Genomic DNA, 14,424 nt, shown 5'->3' on the forward strand with positions numbered 1-14,424 from the left:
TGCGCGGCGTCAGTGGCGTACACCAATGGCCGCTGCGAGTTCCCGGGCACACACGAAACCCGCGGTGCGCCCCTGAAGGGCACACCGCGGACCGTCGCCTCCTCGAACCGGCGCTCCCGTCAGCGCGTGCCGACCGCCGCACGCACGGCCCGGCGGGCCATCTGGCAGTCGTCGTGCAGCCGGCGCAGCAGCAGCCGCTGTTCCTCGCCGGTCGGCGCGGCGCCCGGGTGGGCCGGCCCCTGTGGTGCCGGAGCCGTGTCGTGCATCGAACGCTGCACGGCCGTCTCGTACGTACGGATCTCCCGGGTCAGCACGAGCATCAGGTTCACCAGGAACGCGTCGCGCGCGGCCGTCCCCGCCGACTGGGCGATCTGGCTGATCTGACGGCGGGCCACCGGGGCGTCACCGAGGACCGCCCACAGGGTCGCCAGGTCGTAGCCGGGGAGATACCAGCCCGCGTGCTCCCAGTCCACCAGCACTGGACCGGCGGGTGACATGAGGATGTTGGACAGCAGCGCGTCACCGTGGCAGAACTGGCCCATGCCCTGGCGTCCGCCCGCATGGGCGATGCCGTGCAGCAGCTTCTGCAGGTCGCCCAGGTCCCGGTCGGTGAGCAGACCCAGCTCGTGGTACCGGGAGATCCGGGCCGCGTAGTCCAGCGGGGCGTCGAAGGTGCCGGCGGGCGGCCGCCAGGCGTTGAGCCGGCAGATCGCGCCGAGCGCCGCCCTGATGTCCGCCCGCGGCGGGGCTTCCAGTGGGTGCCGCTGCAGCGCCGCCACCCGCCCCGGCATCCGCTCGATCACCAGCGTGCAGTTGTCCGGGTCCGCTGCGATCAGCCTCGGCACCCGCACTGGGGGGCGGTGCCGGACGAACGAGCGGTATGCCCCTATCTCGTGCCGGATCCGCTCGGCCCATGCGGGGGAGTGGTCCAGTAAACACTTGGCCACCGCCGTGTTGCGCCCGGTCGTGCCGACCAGGAGCACGGACCGCCCGCTGCGGCGCAGCACCTGCACCGGGGCGAACTCCGGGCAGATCCGGTGCACGGAGGCGATCGCCGTGCGCAGCTGGGTGCCCTGGGGGCCGGACAGGTCGATTCTTCCGCTGAGCGGCTGCGTGCCGGGGCCCGCGCCGCGCCGCGCCCTGCCCGCCCCGAGCACCGGGGCCGCCGGACGCGCGGGGGCGAGATAGGGGCCGCCGCCCGCCGCCGGACGGGGGTGCAGCGAACGCTGCGGGGCGGACACGGAGGACGATGCTGCGTACATGGGCGAGACAGATCCCTTCGTGTGCCTGCTGTGCCTGCCTGAAGCGCGGTGCCCGTCCGGTCGATCCAGGAAGATCCGATCCGGAAGGTCACGCCTTCTGAAAGCCGTCGCGCTACCCGCCCGGCCGCCGGGGGCCACCCTGGGGAGTAACCCCACGGCGACCGGGTCGGGGTGGCGCATTCCTACCTGACACCCGGCCGCCCGTGGCACACCATCTGGCGCACCCTGGCGAACGGTGGCGAATAGTCGCCCGGCAACCTGCACGGGGCTACTGTCAACTCAGCCGAGAACCTGGGGGCTTGACGTGAGCAAAGAACCCAACACCCGTCTCTCGGACCTGTTCGGCCTGGCCGGCTGGTCCAAGGGCGAGCTCGCGAGGCTGGTGAACCGGCAGGCGGCGGCCATGGGCCACCCCCAGCTGGCGACCGACACCTCGCGGGTGCGGAGATGGATCGACATGGGAGAGATCCCGCGCGATCCGGTGCCGCGGGTGCTGGCGGTTCTGTTCACCGAGCGTCTCGGCCGTGTCGTGACCATCGAGGACCTCGGTCTGGTCCGGCACGGGCGTGCGGGGAAACGGCAGGGCGGCGGGAGCGAGGAACATCCCGACGGTGTGCCGTGGGCGCCCGAGCGGACTGCGGCGGTCCTCACCGAATTCACGGGAATGGACCTCATGCTCAACCGACGCGGCTTGGTGGGCGCGGGCGCCGCGCTCGCCGCGGGATCCGCACTCAGCAGCGCCATGCACGACTGGCTGCACACCGACCCGGCCCTGGCTGCCGACGCTCCCGACCTCCGTCAACCCCTGCACGCCGACCCCGCCGGGTTCGACCGCTACGAGGCCGCACCCATCGGGTCTCAGGAGGTGGAGGAACTCGAGCGCTCGGTCGAGGTGTTCCGCGCCTGGGACGCCGCCCGTGGCGGCGGGCTCCAGCGCAAGGCCGTGGTGGGCCAGCTCAACGAGGTGGGCGGCATGCTCGCCTACCACCACCCACCCCATCTCCAGCGGCGCCTGTGGGGCGTCGCCGCCAACCTCGCCGTCCTCGCGGGCTGGATGTCGCACGACGTCGGCCTGGAACCCACCGCCCAGAAGTACTTCGTCATCGCCGCCCACGCCGCGCGCGAGGGCGGCGACCGGCCCCGGGCCGGCGAGGCACTGTCCCGGGCGGCCCGCCAGATGGTCCACCTGGGCCGGCCCGACGACGCGCTCGACCTGATGAAGCTCGCCAAGTCCGGTTCGGGCGAAGAGGTGCTGCCGCGGACTCAGGCGATGCTGTACACCATCGAGGCCTGGGCACAGGCCTCCATGGGCAAGGGCCAGGCGATGCGCCGCACCCTGGGGCGGGCCGAGGACCTCTTCGTCTCCGACAAGGCGGACGTGCCGCCGCCGGACTGGATGCAGACGTTCAAGGAGGAGGACCTGCTCGGCATGCAGGCCCTGGCCTACCGGACCCTCGCCGACTTCGAGCCGGGCGCCGCCGCGCACGCGCAGTACTACGCGGAGAAGGCACTGGCACTGAGGGTCGACGGCCGGCAGCGGTCGAAGATCTTCGACTATCTGTCCATGGCCTCCGCCTGCTTCATCGCCGACGACCCCGAACAGGCGGACCGCTATGCGCGCCTCGCCCTGGTGTCGATGGGGTCCAACTCCTCCCAGCGGACCTGGGACCGACTGCGCCAGATGTACCGGCTCACCGCCGAGTACGCCGGCTACCCGAAGATCCAGGAGCTGCGGGAGGAGATCAAACTGGCGCTGCCCAAGGGCAAGTCGCCCGGCAGGTCACCCAAGGGGAAGGGCGGCGACATCGCTCCGGCATAGGGCGCGACACGTTGTCCGAGCGACGCGTTGTCCGAGCGACACGTCGGCTAAGGCGTCACCCGGGCCACCAGCACGCAGGCGTCCGCCTGGCGCGGTGACTCGTCGAGCTCCTCCGTCACGATCCGTACGCCGTCCCGCGCCGAGCGCACCTCGGCCAGACGGGGGGAGAGGGAGAGGAGCCGACGCACGTCTGCCGGTCCGAGTTGGCCGGTGTGCAGGAGCAACAGGTCACCGGCTTCGAGGGTCGCCTCGGCCTGCCCGGCGAGTCCGCGCCCCGTCCCGTCGCGGAACAGCAGCGGGACGGGGTGTCCGGCATGCGCCCACGCAAAGGCGCGGGCGCGGGGCCGGTAACCGCAGTACAGGGCGGAGCGCACGGGCGGCAGGGCGGTGGTCTCGAGTAACCGGTCGAGTCGGTCCTGGAGGTGCGCGGGCCGGACACCCGCCATCGCCAGGCCGCGCAGGGCGCCGATCAGCGTCGCCGGAACCTGCGCCGCGTCGGCGCCCGGGCCGACGAGGTCGCCGACGGTGAGCAGGGTCTCGTCGCCGGCGAGCGGGCACGCGTCGTACCAGGCGCCGCAACCGGCCGCCTCGGCCGTCGACGGCAGGTATCCGGCGGCCAGATCCAGACCGGGCCGTCCCTCGTGCGGGAACCGCAGGAGGCCGTGCCAGGGCGGCGGCACGGCTTCCCGCGGTTCGACCGCGGCCCGTTGCTCGGTGCCCGCGGACAGCGGTTGGCGGCGGAGCGAGTCACGGGTCTCGCTCACCGCCCGCTGGCTGCGACGCAGTTCGCTGACGTCCCGCAGCACCGCCCACATCGAGGCGGTGCTGCCGTCGGCGTCGAGCACGGGCTCGCCCATCATGTGCACGGTACGCACGGTGTCGTCGGGGCGCACGACGCGGAACTCGCCGTCGATGGGGCGCGCGTCGACCAGGCAGTCCGTGACCATCGCGGTCAGTTTCGGCCGGTCCTCGGCGAGTACCAGGGACGGGAGTTCGTCGAGGCTCAGCGGAGCGGTGGCGGGGTCGCGGCCGAGGATCTGGAACAGCTCGCCGGACCACTCGGCCTCGTCCGTCAGCAGGTTCCACTCCGCGCTGCCGACCCGGCTGAGCAGCGAACCGGGCCGCGGGGCCGGCGCCGGACCGTCCCGGAGCTGCGCCAAGTGCGCGTCGATGTCGCTGAGTTGGTGCAGCGCCAGGTCGTACAGGGCGCGCTGCCAGCGTCCGCGGGGGTCCGTTCCGTCGTGCTGGCTGTCCCGCCGTACCGCGTCCACGTCGCCCCGCAGCCGCCGCGCCTGCGATATCAGCGCCTCGACCGAGCCGTGTCCCGGTGGCTGGGCGGCCGGGTGGTCCGCGGAGAGATGGGACGACATGACGCACTCCGATGTGCAGACGGGCGACCAAGGCGGGAACGAGGCTGGCGCAAGGACCGTTACGACTGTTGCACAGCCCGCGACGCCCCGTAAGGGATTTGGCAACACACGATACGGTGGTGCTTCGGGCATATGCCACAGTCTTCCCGGAGCGACTTCGGCACACCAACGGCGTACGTGAGTCGAGGGTCAAGTCGTAGGTTCCCTACGGGACTTGACGGGCGTCGGAGTCCAGTGGCGTCGTCGTCCTGGTGTTCGTCGGACCCCTGTTCTATGGCGGGTCGGGGGGTGCCGGGCGGGGTGCCAGGTCGACGGGTGCGCGCACTCCCGTCTCCAGGGCCCGCACCCCCGCCTCGGCGACCGCGGCGGCGGCGTACCCGTCCCAGGTGCCCGGCCCGGTGACCCGGCCCCGCCGGGTCGCGTCGACCCAGCTCTGCACCTCGCGGTCGTAGGCGTCGGCGAACCGTACGAGGTAGTCCTGCGGCACCTCCTCCCGGGCACCGCCCGCCGCCGTCACCACCATGGTGTGCGCCTCACCGATCCGGGCGCTGCCCGCCTCGCAGACGGCCTCGCAGCGCACCTCGTAGCCGAAGCCGCAGTTGACGAAGATCTCCACGTCGACCAGCGCGCCCCCCTCGGTCTCGAAGAGCACGAACTGCGGATCGAGCAGCCCCCCGGGCGCGCCCGCCGACGGGCGCGGCCGGAGCACGGTCACCGCGGTCAGCTCCTGCCCGAGCAGCCAGCGGGCCGCGTCGATCTCGTGCGAGACGGAACTGGTGACCAGCATCGACGAGGTGAAGTGCGGCGGCGAGGACACGTTGCGGTGGACGCAGTGCAGCATCAGGGGCCGGCCCAGCCGCCCGCCGTCCAGCAGCGACTTGAGCTGCCGGTACTCGGCGTCGTACCGCCGCATGAACCCGATCTGCGCCAGCCTCCGGCCCAGCCGCGCCTCCGCCTCCACCACCCGCAGCGCTCCCGCCGAGTCCGGCACCATCGGCTTCTCGCACAGCACCGGCAGCCCCCGCGCGAAGGCCGCCAGCAGCGCCTCCTCGTGCACCTCGCCCGGCGAGGCGATCAGGACGGCCGCCACGCCCGGCGCGTCGAGCGCGGCCTCGACGTCCGTGTGCACGACCACCCCGTCGATCCCGCCCACGGCCTCCTTGGCCCGCTCGGCGTCGGGATCCGCCACCGCGGCGACCCTGGCGCCGTTCACCACCCGGTCGAGGCGCCGTACGTGATCGGCGCCCATGTGTCCCGCGCCCAGGACCGCCACACCCAGAAGTTCGCTCACGCTCCGCCGGCTCCTTCCCCGTCCGCCGTACACCCGCCGAGGGGCGGGTGCGGGTACGGCGAACAGGGTTTCATGGTCGTCAAGAGGGGCGGAGCTCCCGGGACGCGGCGGCCGGCGTCAGTACCGCAGCACCCCCGCGATGCCGTCCACCTCCCCGAGGGCGCCGTCCGGCACGAAGCGGACGTCCGCGCCGGTCTCCAGGCACTGCTCGACGATCTCGTCCACGATGTCCTCGCGGGCGTCGAGGTCGCCGCCGTCCGCCGGGAGCAGGTGCTCACCGTCCTCGCGCATGGCCACCTTGTAGTTCTCCTCGACGGCCAGCAGCCGGACCCGGCCGGCGTGGGCGCTCTCCCACAACTCGTCGACGCCGGCCGCGAAGTCCTTGCGGCCGCGTGCCGCGTCCAGTTCCCTGGCGACGGCCTCGACGGCGCCCCGCGCCTCGTCGTCGAGGACCGGCCGCACCGCCTGCCACACGGCCTCCGCCGTGCCGTGCGCGAGGCCCCCGTGCGGGACGAGGGCCGCGTCCCGCACGGTGTTCCCGGTCTCCTCCAGCAGGGACAGCGCGGGCTGCGGCCCGGTGACGTACAGCGGCCGGGGATGCGCGCGCAGGACCCGGCCCATCTCGGTGTCGGCGTCGCGCAGGAACCGGCGGGTGGTCTCGTCCCGGAAGGTGCTGGGCGCGTCCCCGATCCGCTCCTGGCGTTCGGGGTCGAAGTCCAGCGGCGGCCGGTCCATCGGGAATTCCCCGGTGCGGTCCTCGACGACCCGGCCCGCGCCCCCGCTCCACAGCCTGACGCGGTCGGCGGCGACTGACAGCACCCAGAACGGCCGCTCGGCGGCCTGCGCGGCGACGAGGTTGCGGGTCAGGAAGGTGTCCGACAGGACCACGCGCTCGGGGACGGAGCGGGCGAGCGTCCAGACCTGGTGTTCACCCGGCGCGGCGAAGAGCGCCAGGCCGTCCTCGGCGTGTGTCAGATCGACCTCGGCGAGGGCCCGGTCGAGTTCCCGGGACACCTCCACACGCCGTTCGCGGGTGACCGCGGGGTCGTCCTGCAGCTGTTTCTTGGCCTCGGCGACCGCGTTGCGCAGCCGGACGGAGTCCTGGGCGTTGTCCGGTTCGCGACGGTGCGTCGGGGTCAGCACCGACACGGCCGGGTAGGGGCGGGGGCGCCGCAGTTCGGCGAGGGTGGTGGGACTCAGATCGTGCTCCATGTCAGCACGATAGGACTGATGGGCGTATCGGGCATTCGGAGCAATTCACCATCCCGGTCGCGCCTTCCGGTTCAGTCGTCGTCCCGGGAGCTCCGGGAGCCCTCGGAGCCGCAGGAGCTGCCGTCGGGCGGCAGGGAGCCGTACAGCAGGAAGTCGTCGACCTTGCGGTGCACGCACTCGGAGGACGCGTAGCCGGTGTGCCCCTCGCCCTTGTTGTCGAGGACCACCGCCGCGGGGCCGAGCCGCTCGGCCGTCTCCACCGTCCAGCGGTACGGCGTGGCCGGGTCGCCCCGGGTGCCGACGAGGAGCATCTTCGAGGTGTCGAGGTCCTTCACGTCGTCACGGATGTAGTCCGTGCCCTTGGGCCGGCCGTGGCACATCAGCACCTGCGTGAGGCGGTACCGGCCGAAGACCGGCGAGGCCTCCTCGTACCGTGCGCGCAGCCGCTCCAGGGATCCCGCGACCTGGTCGGCGGTGGGGCGGTCGGGGTCGTCGGCGCAGTTGATCGCCATCAGGGCGGCCGGCAGGTTGTCCATCGGGACGTCCTCCGGGTCGGTGAGGCCGCCGCCGGTGTCCGCGGGAGTCCGCGCACGGACCGGGAAGGTGACTCCGCCGGACACGAAGCCCTCCAGGCCGCGGGTGTCGCCGTCCTCGAGCAGCTGCGCGAGCGCCCGCTGCAGTGTGGGCCACAGCTCCTCGCTGTACAGCGCCTGACCGATGGCGCCCACCATGTCCTGCCCGGAGAAGGGCTCGCCGAAGCCCGTCGGTACCGGGTCCGCGTCGAGCGAGGCGATGACCTGTTCGACATGGCGCCGGGCTTGCCGGGCGTCCTGTCCGAACGGGCAGGCGATGTCCTCCACGCACCAGTCGAGGAAGTTCTCCAGCGCGGTCTGCTGCCCCCGCGCGCCGGTCAGCCCCTGCTCGGTCAGCGGTTCCGTCAGCGTGTCCACGCCGTCCAGCACCATCCGGCCGACCTTGTCCGGGAACCGGGCGGCGTAGACCGCGCCCAACCGGGTGCCGTAGGAGAAGCCGAGGTAGTTGAGCCGGTCGTCACCGAGCGCCCGGCGCATCACGTCCATGTCGCGCGCCGCGTTCACCGTGCCTATGTGGGGCAGCACCGGGCCGGAGTGCTTCGCGCACTCGGCCGCCGCCTCCCGCAGGCGCCGTAGTACGTCCCGCGCGTCGGTGAGCTTCTCGTCCCCGTCCGTCGCCTCCACGATGTCCAGCGTGGCCGGGCCGCAGGTGACCGGCGAGGACCGGCCGACGCCGCGGGGATCGAAGGTCACCACGTCGTAGCCGTTGGTCAGATGCATGAAGTCCTTGCCGCCGGCGGAGAGTTCGCTGACGCCGGAGCCGCCAGGACCGCCGAAGTTCAGCAGCACCGAGCCCCGCGACTCACCCGTCGCTCGGTACCGGGCGAGGGCCAGGTCGAGGGTCCCCGCCTTGGGGCGGTCGTAGTCGAGGGGGACGGTGACCTTCCCGCACTGCAGGTCCTTCGGTACGTCCATGCCCTCGCACGCCGACCACTTGATCTTCTGGTCGTGGAACCGGGACAGGTCGGGCCCGGTGTTCCGTGCGGTCGCGGCCGGCAGCCCCGTGGACAGCAGGGCCAGCCCGAGCGCTCCGGTGACCGCGCAGCGCCGGACCGAGGGCCGAGTCGACAGCTTGGCCTGCATCGATGCCTCCCGGACGCCCCGTCGCGGACCGGTGGTCGGCGCCCTCGATCACCATAAGCGGGCCTCGCTCACCTCGCCTCCGGGCGGCGGCCCCGGTCGCACGGGGGAGGGGCCTCGGCGGGCGTACGGACGCTTTGCCGCTCGTTCGACAAAACGGCCACTCGATGGAGTGAAAGACCTATAAGCCATAACTCGGATGGTGCGCCCGCGTTTTAACCGGTGCGGGCGAGCGCCCGTGACCATGTCTGGAAGGCAGGGAACCTCATGAGAAGGGTTACCCGAAACGCGGTGTTCGCCGTCGCCGCCTCCGGCGCGCTGGCCGTGACGATGCCGGGATACGCGGCGTTCGCGTCCGACGGCGCCTCCGCCGACGGTACCGCCGTCGGATCGCCCGGGCTGATCTCGGGCAACACCGTCCAGCTCCCGGTGGACGTGCCGGTCAATGTCTGCGGCAACACGGTGAACGTGGTGGGGCTCCTCAACCCGGCCGCGGGCAACAGCTGCGCCAACACCGAGGGGGCCGGTGCGACGGACAAGGGGACGGGCTCCGCCGGCACCGGCTCGTCCGGCGGTGCGGTCGCCGAGGGCGGCGCAAAGGATTCGCCGGGCGTGCTCTCCGGCAACGGCGTGCAGCTGCCGGTCCACCTCCCGGTGAACGTCACCGGCAACAGCGTCAACGTCGTCGGCATCGGCAACCCGGCCGTCGGCAACGAGTCGACGAACACCTCCGGCGACCGCCCCGAGTCCGAGCGGCCCCCCGCGGAGCCGGAGCCCGAGCCGTCCGCACCCGAGGAGGAGCGCGAACGCGCCCGGCCGAAGCCGGTCCCGCACGCCGCCCCGCCGCAGGCGTCGGCGTCCCTCGCCCACACCGGGGCGGACCAGACCCTGCCGGTACTCGCGGGCGGCGCGGCGCTCGTGCTGGGCGGGGTCGTCCTCCACCGGCGGTTCCGGCCGGGGGCCGGGAGCTGACCGAGAGCGGACGGTCGTCCCGGGGCGCCGGACAGCGCGTCGCCGGGGCGACCCGCTCCGCCGGGACGCGTGCGACGCCGCCGGGCGTGGCAGAGACCGCTCGGTGACTTCGTCCGTGACCCCTTACGCCCCGGCCCGTCCCTCGTGGAAACGGCGGTGCAGGGCACGGATCTCCTCGGTCAGTTCCGGTACCGGGCCCGCCACCGGCACGCCGGGCGCCACCTCCCGCACCGTAAGCGTCCGCACCGGCGGTGCCGGGACGCCCAGCTCCGCCAGCCACTCGCCGAGCTGCTGCGACGAGGCGACGTACACGATGCGTCCCAGGCCCACCCAGGCGTGTGCGGCGGCGCACATCGGGCAGTGCTCGCCGGAGGTGTACACCGTGGCGGCGGCCCGCTCCTCGGGGGTGAGGTGCGCGGCCGACCAGCGTGCCAGCTCGAACTCCGGGTGGCGGGTGCGGTCCCCGGAGGCCACCCGGTTGTGGTCCTCGGCCAGCACCGTGCCGTCCGCGCCGACCAGCACCGACCCGAACGGCTCGTCGCCGGCCTCCAGCGCCTCGGCCGCCAGTTCCACGCAACGGCGCAGAAACGGCAGCTCCGTTTCCTTCACGACCATGGTGTACGACCCTCCTCGATCACGTGGTCCTTTCCGGCAGCAGGTGTGACACGAGAGTGCGTGTCCATTCGGGGGCGAGGGGCTCGTCGGTGAAGACGGCCCGGTAGTAGAGGGGCGCGAGCACGGCGTCCGTGGCGCGTTCCAGGCTCGGGGGCTGTCCGCCCCGCGCCTGTTCCCGTTCCAGCATGGCTTCGAGCTGTTGCCGGCGTTCTCCGCGGCATGCGGCGGCACCCTGTTCTCCGCCGGTGCCGATGGTGGCGCGCACCAGGGCCAGGGTGTCCGGGTCGCAGAGGTCCTTGGCGAGGTCGGACGCATAGCGTTCCAGGTCCTCGCGCAGGCTTCCGGTGTCCGGCACCACGATGCCGCCGGAGAAGCGGCTGGTCGCGACGTCGGCGAGCAGCTCACCGACGGTGCCCCAACGGCGGTAGACCGTGGTGGCGTGCACGCCGGCGCGGCCGGCCACGACCGGGATCGTCAGCGGTTCGCCGGCCTCGTCGGCGACCAGTTCCTTGACGGCCCGGTGGACGGCCGCGCGGACTCGGGCGGAGCGGCCCCCTGGCCGGCTCCCGGTCTGTGGGGCGGGGGAAGCGGGAGTGGACACCCGACCAGTATCGCACTGATCACTGCACTATTACTGCAGTGATCGCTGCGTTTGTGTTAGCGTCGGGACCACTAACGCACAGATCACTGCGAGATGTCTATGTCTATCGACTCTGCTGTATCCGCCGTACCGTCCGACGGGGGCACGCGCCGTGTGCTGCGCGGGGCCGCCTTCACCGGCGCGGCCGCCGTCTTCGTCGTCTTCCTGGCCGCCTCCAGCGTGCCGTCCCCGCTCTACCCGATCTACCAGCAGCAATGGCACTTCTCGGCATGGGTGCTGACTCTCGTCTTCGCCCTGTACGTGGTCGGCCTGCTGGGCTCGTTGCTCGTCGTCGGTGGGCTGTCGGACCACCTCGGCCGCCGGCCGGTGCTCGCTGCGGCGATCGCGCTGGAGATGGTCGCGCTCGTCCTGTTCCTCACCGCCGGGAACGTGACCGTCCTGGCCGCTGCCCGCGTGCTGCAGGGCATAGCCACCGGGGCGGCGACGACCACCCTGAGCGCCACCCTCGTCGACCTCGAACCGCCGCACGCCCCTGGGCGCGCGGGCGTTGTCACCTCGGTGGCGCCCCTGACCGGGCTCGCTCTCGGCGCTCTGGGCTCCGGTGCGCTGGTGGAGTTCGGCCCCGCCCCGACCCGACTGGTCTACGCCCTGCTGCTCGGCGCCATGGTGCCGGCGGCGATGGTCGCCGCTCTCCTGCCGGAGACCTCCCCGCGCCGGCCGGGAGCCGTCGCCTCCCTGCGCCCGCGGGCCGCGCTGCCCCCGCACCTGCGCGCGGACATCGTCCCGGTGGTACCGGCGATGATCGCCGGCTGGGCGCTGGCCGGGCTGTTCCTCTCCCTCGGCCCGTCGGTCGCGGCCCAGTTGCTGGGGCTGCGCAGTCACCTGGTCGGCGGCATCGTCGTGACCCTGCTGACGGGCACCGGAGCGCTCACGGTCGCCGCGCTCCGCTCCCGTTCAGCGTCCTCGCTGCTGGCCCCCTCGTCCGCGCTGCTCGGACTCGGCGTCCTGGCCGCGCTCGCCGGCATCGTGGCGGACCTCGTCTGGCTCTGCGCCCTCGGCACCGTCGTCGCGGGCGTCGGCCTCGGCGCCTCGGTGCTGGCGACGTTCGGCACCTTCGCCCGGATCGCCAGGCCGCACGAACGCGGCGCGGTCTTCGCCTCGGCGAACATCATCAACTACCTCGGCAACAGCGTGCCCGCCGTGCTCGGCGGCATCGCCGTCACCGCCCTGGGCCTGCGGACCGCCACCGAGATCTACGCACTGGCGATCGTCGTGATCGTCTCCGCCGCCTTCCTCCTGCGCCTGAACCAGTTGCGGACACGGGGCCGCGCCGTCGCGGCCCCGGGCGAGTGAGGCACCGGCCGCGGCGACCGCCGCCTCCCTCCCTCCCTCGAGAGAACAGACACGGAATCACTCGTACGAAAGAAGGAAGCACCATGGCCGATGCGAACGGCACCATCAGCGAGAACCTCGTAGCCAGGCGATCGGACCACACGACGATCCGGTACACGGCCGCCGGTCCGGCCGACGGGCCGGTCATGGTCCTCATCCACGGCTGGGCGTGCGACCGCCGCGACTTCCACGCGGTGACCGGCCATCTGCCCGAGCACTACCGCGTTCTCGCGGTCGACTTGGCCGAGCACGGCGAGTCCCGGTCGACGCGGGAAGTGTGGACCATGGAGGAGTTCGCCCGCGACGTGGCCGCCGTACTGGAGGCCGAGTCGGTGACCGAGGCCGTCGTCGCCGGGCACTCCCTCGGCGCGGCGGTCGCCGTCGAGACCGGCCGGCTGCTGCCCGGCACCGTCTCACATGTGGTCGCGCTGGACGGGCTGCACTACCTGTCCCTGTTCCCGGCGCAGAACGAGGAACAGACCGACGCCGTGCTGGGCATGTTCCGCGGCGACTTCGCCGCGGCGGTGCGCGGCCTCGTCGAGGGAGGTTCGCCGGCCGGGACCGACCCGGCTGTCATGGACGCCTACTTCGAGAAGATGGTCGCGGTACGGCAACCCGCGGGCCTGCGTGCCATCGAGGGCCTGCTGCGCTGGGACATGGACGCGGCGCTGCGCGAGACGAAGCAGCCGATCACGGTGTTCGCCATTCGCGACCTGGTGACGCAGGAAGCGATCGACCGCTACGGGGACCGCCTCGACATCGTGCTCGTCGACCTGGGCAGCCACCACTTCCAGGTGGAGGCCCCCGAAGCCACGGCGAGGCTTCTGGCCGACGTGGAGCACCCCGAACGTCTCTGACCATCCTCCTTGCTATGCACAATCGCGAGAGTTACAGTCTCTAACTAAAGCGAGCACGGGTAGCGGAGCTTGTCGCTGTCCGTGCGAAGGAGACGAAGAGAAGAGGGCCGTCATGTCCGCCGCCGCCCCGCAGTCGTACGCCCCGCACACCGTCCTGGGGTCGGGCCCCGCCGGTACCGGACTCGCTCGTGAGCTGGTCCGCAGGGGGTATCCCGTCCGTCTCGTCGACCGGAAGGCCGACGGTCCCGCGATCGAGGGCGTCGAGCGGTTCGCCGCCGACGTGAGTACGGCCGACGGTGCCCGGGCCGCGGCCGGTGACGCCGCTGTCGTGTACCACTGCGTCAACGTGGACTACCACCTCCAGACGGAGGTGATGCCCCGCGTCCAGGCAGCCGTCCTGGCGGCCGTCGAGACGACCGGGGCCCGACTGGTCGTACTCGACACGCTGTACCCGTACGGCGAGACCGGGGGAGCGGTGATGACCGAGGACAGCCCCTGGCAGGCGACCAGCCGCAAGGGGCGGATGCGCGCTGAACTCGACGAGCGGTACCTCGCCGCACACCGGGCCGGCCGGGCCCGGGTGGCCCTCGGCCGCAGCGCCGACTTCGTCGGTCCCGGAGTGCTCAACTCGTCCCTCGGCGCCGCCGTCTTCCCGGGCGCGCTCACCGGCGGGGAGGTCCTGGCGTTCGGCGACATCGACCTGCCGCACAGCTACACGGACATCCGGGACGTGGCGGCCGGTCTCGCCACGCTCGGCGAGCGACCGGAGGGCGACGGCCGTGTCTGGCACCTGCCCACCGCGCCCGCTGTCAGCACGCGCGAGATCCACACGATGATCGAGAAGCGCGTGGGCCGGCCGTTGAACGTCACGGTGCTCGCGGAGCCCCGCCCCGTCGGCCCCTTCGACGAGCGGTTCATGGCCGAGTACGCGGAGATGTTCTACCAGCACACGGAACCCCAGATAATGGACTCCGCCGCCTTCGAGCGCTCCTACGGGGTGGCCCCGAAGCCGCTCGCCGACACCGTCGACGCCACCGTGACCTGGTACGAGGAGTGGCTCGGCAGCCGGTGACGGCCCCGCGTGCTCAGCGGCGCGTGCGCGGCCGCGACCGGTCCAGCGCGGCCACGCCGACCGCGGCCAGGCCGATCTGGATGAGCCACTCGACCCAGTCGACGCCGTCGGTGTCGCCCACGTCGAACGCCGTCGCGATCCACGACCCGATCAGCGCGGCCAGGATGCCGACGAGGATCGTCCACAGGACCCCAATGCGCTGACGGCCCGGGCGGTAGTGCGTGTGCCCGCTGCGGGCGGGCGCAGTCCGCCAGGGGTCCCGGGGCGTGGCGCGGGCCGGTCCGCGAG

The 14,424-nt window shown here is 72.7% G+C and carries 12 protein-coding genes and 1 pseudogene; 5 read left to right on the top strand and 8 right to left on the bottom strand.

The genetic code is table 11. From position 1 onward, the window contains the following. Nucleotides 1-119: 119 nt before the first annotated feature. Nucleotides 120-1,262 carry an aminoglycoside phosphotransferase family protein gene (locus RI578_RS35475; RefSeq protein WP_310874891.1) on the bottom strand — a complete coding sequence of 381 codons (1,143 nt, stop codon included), beginning with the start codon at nt 1,260-1,262 and terminating at the stop codon, nt 120-122. Nucleotides 1,263-1,566: 304 nt separating this feature from the next. Here RI578_RS35475 and RI578_RS35480 point away from each other — a divergent pair, with 304 nt between their 5' ends. After that, nucleotides 1,567-3,081 carry a hypothetical protein gene (locus RI578_RS35480; protein ID WP_310874892.1) on the top strand — a complete coding sequence of 505 codons (1,515 nt, stop codon included), beginning with the start codon at nt 1,567-1,569 and terminating at the stop codon, nt 3,079-3,081. Between the two features lie 47 nt (nt 3,082-3,128). Here RI578_RS35480 and RI578_RS35485 read toward each other — a convergent pair whose 3' ends face one another. The 4 genes from RI578_RS35485 to RI578_RS35500 form a co-directional block, all read right to left on the bottom strand. Continuing rightward, entirely contained in the window at nt 3,129-4,451 is a 1,323-nt protein-coding gene (locus tag RI578_RS35485) for a SpoIIE family protein phosphatase (RefSeq protein ID WP_310874893.1), read from the bottom strand. Between the two features lie 271 nt (nt 4,452-4,722). Beyond that, the gene (locus RI578_RS35490) at nt 4,723-5,742 is read right to left on the bottom strand and encodes a Gfo/Idh/MocA family oxidoreductase (RefSeq protein ID WP_310874894.1); all 1,020 of its coding nucleotides are present in this window, start codon (nt 5,740-5,742) and stop codon (nt 4,723-4,725) included. Between the two features lie 117 nt (nt 5,743-5,859). Continuing rightward, nucleotides 5,860-6,954 (bottom strand): chemotaxis protein, encoded by a 1,095-nt coding sequence (locus RI578_RS35495; protein WP_310874895.1) that lies wholly within the window; start codon nt 6,952-6,954, stop codon nt 5,860-5,862. 71 nt (nt 6,955-7,025) lie between these two features. Further along, nucleotides 7,026-8,630, bottom strand: a complete 1,605-nt coding sequence (locus tag RI578_RS35500; protein WP_310874896.1) for an alpha/beta hydrolase — start codon at nt 8,628-8,630, stop codon at nt 7,026-7,028. A gap of 264 nt (nt 8,631-8,894) precedes the next feature. Here RI578_RS35500 and RI578_RS35505 point away from each other — a divergent pair, with 264 nt between their 5' ends. After that, on the top strand, nt 8,895-9,599 hold the full coding sequence (locus tag RI578_RS35505) for a chaplin (protein ID WP_310874897.1): 705 nt from the start codon (nt 8,895-8,897) through the stop codon (nt 9,597-9,599). A 123-nt stretch (nt 9,600-9,722) separates the two neighbouring features. Here the strand turns inward: RI578_RS35505 and RI578_RS35510 are convergent, their stop codons facing one another. Together RI578_RS35510 and RI578_RS35515 are read right to left on the bottom strand one after the other, a co-directional pair. After that, nucleotides 9,723-10,214 (bottom strand): nucleoside deaminase, encoded by a 492-nt coding sequence (locus RI578_RS35510; RefSeq protein WP_310874898.1) that lies wholly within the window; start codon nt 10,212-10,214, stop codon nt 9,723-9,725. A gap of 19 nt (nt 10,215-10,233) precedes the next feature. Then, a complete protein-coding gene (locus RI578_RS35515) occupies nt 10,234-10,815 on the bottom strand; it encodes a TetR-like C-terminal domain-containing protein (protein ID WP_310874899.1) in 582 nt (193 codons plus the stop codon). A gap of 99 nt (nt 10,816-10,914) precedes the next feature. Between RI578_RS35515 and RI578_RS35520 the strand changes: the two genes are divergently transcribed. From RI578_RS35520 to RI578_RS35530, 3 genes are all read left to right on the top strand, one after another. Continuing rightward, entirely contained in the window at nt 10,915-12,168 is a 1,254-nt protein-coding gene (locus RI578_RS35520) for an MFS transporter (RefSeq protein ID WP_310874900.1), read from the top strand. Nucleotides 12,169-12,251: 83 nt separating this feature from the next. Next, nucleotides 12,252-13,064, top strand: a complete 813-nt coding sequence (locus RI578_RS35525; RefSeq protein WP_310874901.1) for an alpha/beta hydrolase — start codon at nt 12,252-12,254, stop codon at nt 13,062-13,064. A gap of 112 nt (nt 13,065-13,176) precedes the next feature. Next, entirely contained in the window at nt 13,177-14,136 is a 960-nt protein-coding gene (locus RI578_RS35530) for an NAD-dependent epimerase/dehydratase family protein (RefSeq protein WP_310874902.1), read from the top strand. Nucleotides 14,137-14,149: 13 nt separating this feature from the next. Here the strand turns inward: RI578_RS35530 and RI578_RS35535 are convergent. Further along, nucleotides 14,150-14,347 (bottom strand): annotated as a pseudogene (locus RI578_RS35535) (GlsB/YeaQ/YmgE family stress response membrane protein); the annotation flags it as partial. Nucleotides 14,348-14,424 lie beyond the last annotated feature (77 nt).

This window comes from Streptomyces sp. BB1-1-1, assembly GCF_031597775.1.
Classification (GTDB): Bacteria; Actinomycetota; Actinomycetes; order Streptomycetales; family Streptomycetaceae; genus Streptomyces; species Streptomyces thinghirensis.

What these genes read in the sequence shown, in the direction of transcription:
- RI578_RS35495 (WP_310874895.1), bottom strand. Translation starts at nt 6,954, where the DNA reads ATGGAGCACGATCTGAGTCCCACCACCCTCGCCGAACTGCGGCGCCCC.
- RI578_RS35510 (WP_310874898.1), bottom strand. Translation starts at nt 10,214, where the DNA reads ATGGTCGTGAAGGAAACGGAGCTGCCGTTTCTGCGCCGTTGCGTGGAA.
- RI578_RS35500 (WP_310874896.1), bottom strand. Translation starts at nt 8,630, where the DNA reads ATGCAGGCCAAGCTGTCGACTCGGCCCTCGGTCCGGCGCTGCGCGGTC.
- RI578_RS35485 (WP_310874893.1), bottom strand. Translation starts at nt 4,451, where the DNA reads ATGTCGTCCCATCTCTCCGCGGACCACCCGGCCGCCCAGCCACCGGGA.
- RI578_RS35530 (WP_310874902.1), top strand. Translation starts at nt 13,177, where the DNA reads ATGTCCGCCGCCGCCCCGCAGTCGTACGCCCCGCACACCGTCCTGGGG.
- RI578_RS35520 (WP_310874900.1), top strand. Translation starts at nt 10,915, where the DNA reads ATGTCTATCGACTCTGCTGTATCCGCCGTACCGTCCGACGGGGGCACG.
- RI578_RS35505 (WP_310874897.1), top strand. Translation starts at nt 8,895, where the DNA reads ATGAGAAGGGTTACCCGAAACGCGGTGTTCGCCGTCGCCGCCTCCGGC.
- RI578_RS35525 (WP_310874901.1), top strand. Translation starts at nt 12,252, where the DNA reads ATGGCCGATGCGAACGGCACCATCAGCGAGAACCTCGTAGCCAGGCGA.
- RI578_RS35475 (WP_310874891.1), bottom strand. Translation starts at nt 1,262, where the DNA reads ATGTACGCAGCATCGTCCTCCGTGTCCGCCCCGCAGCGTTCGCTGCAC.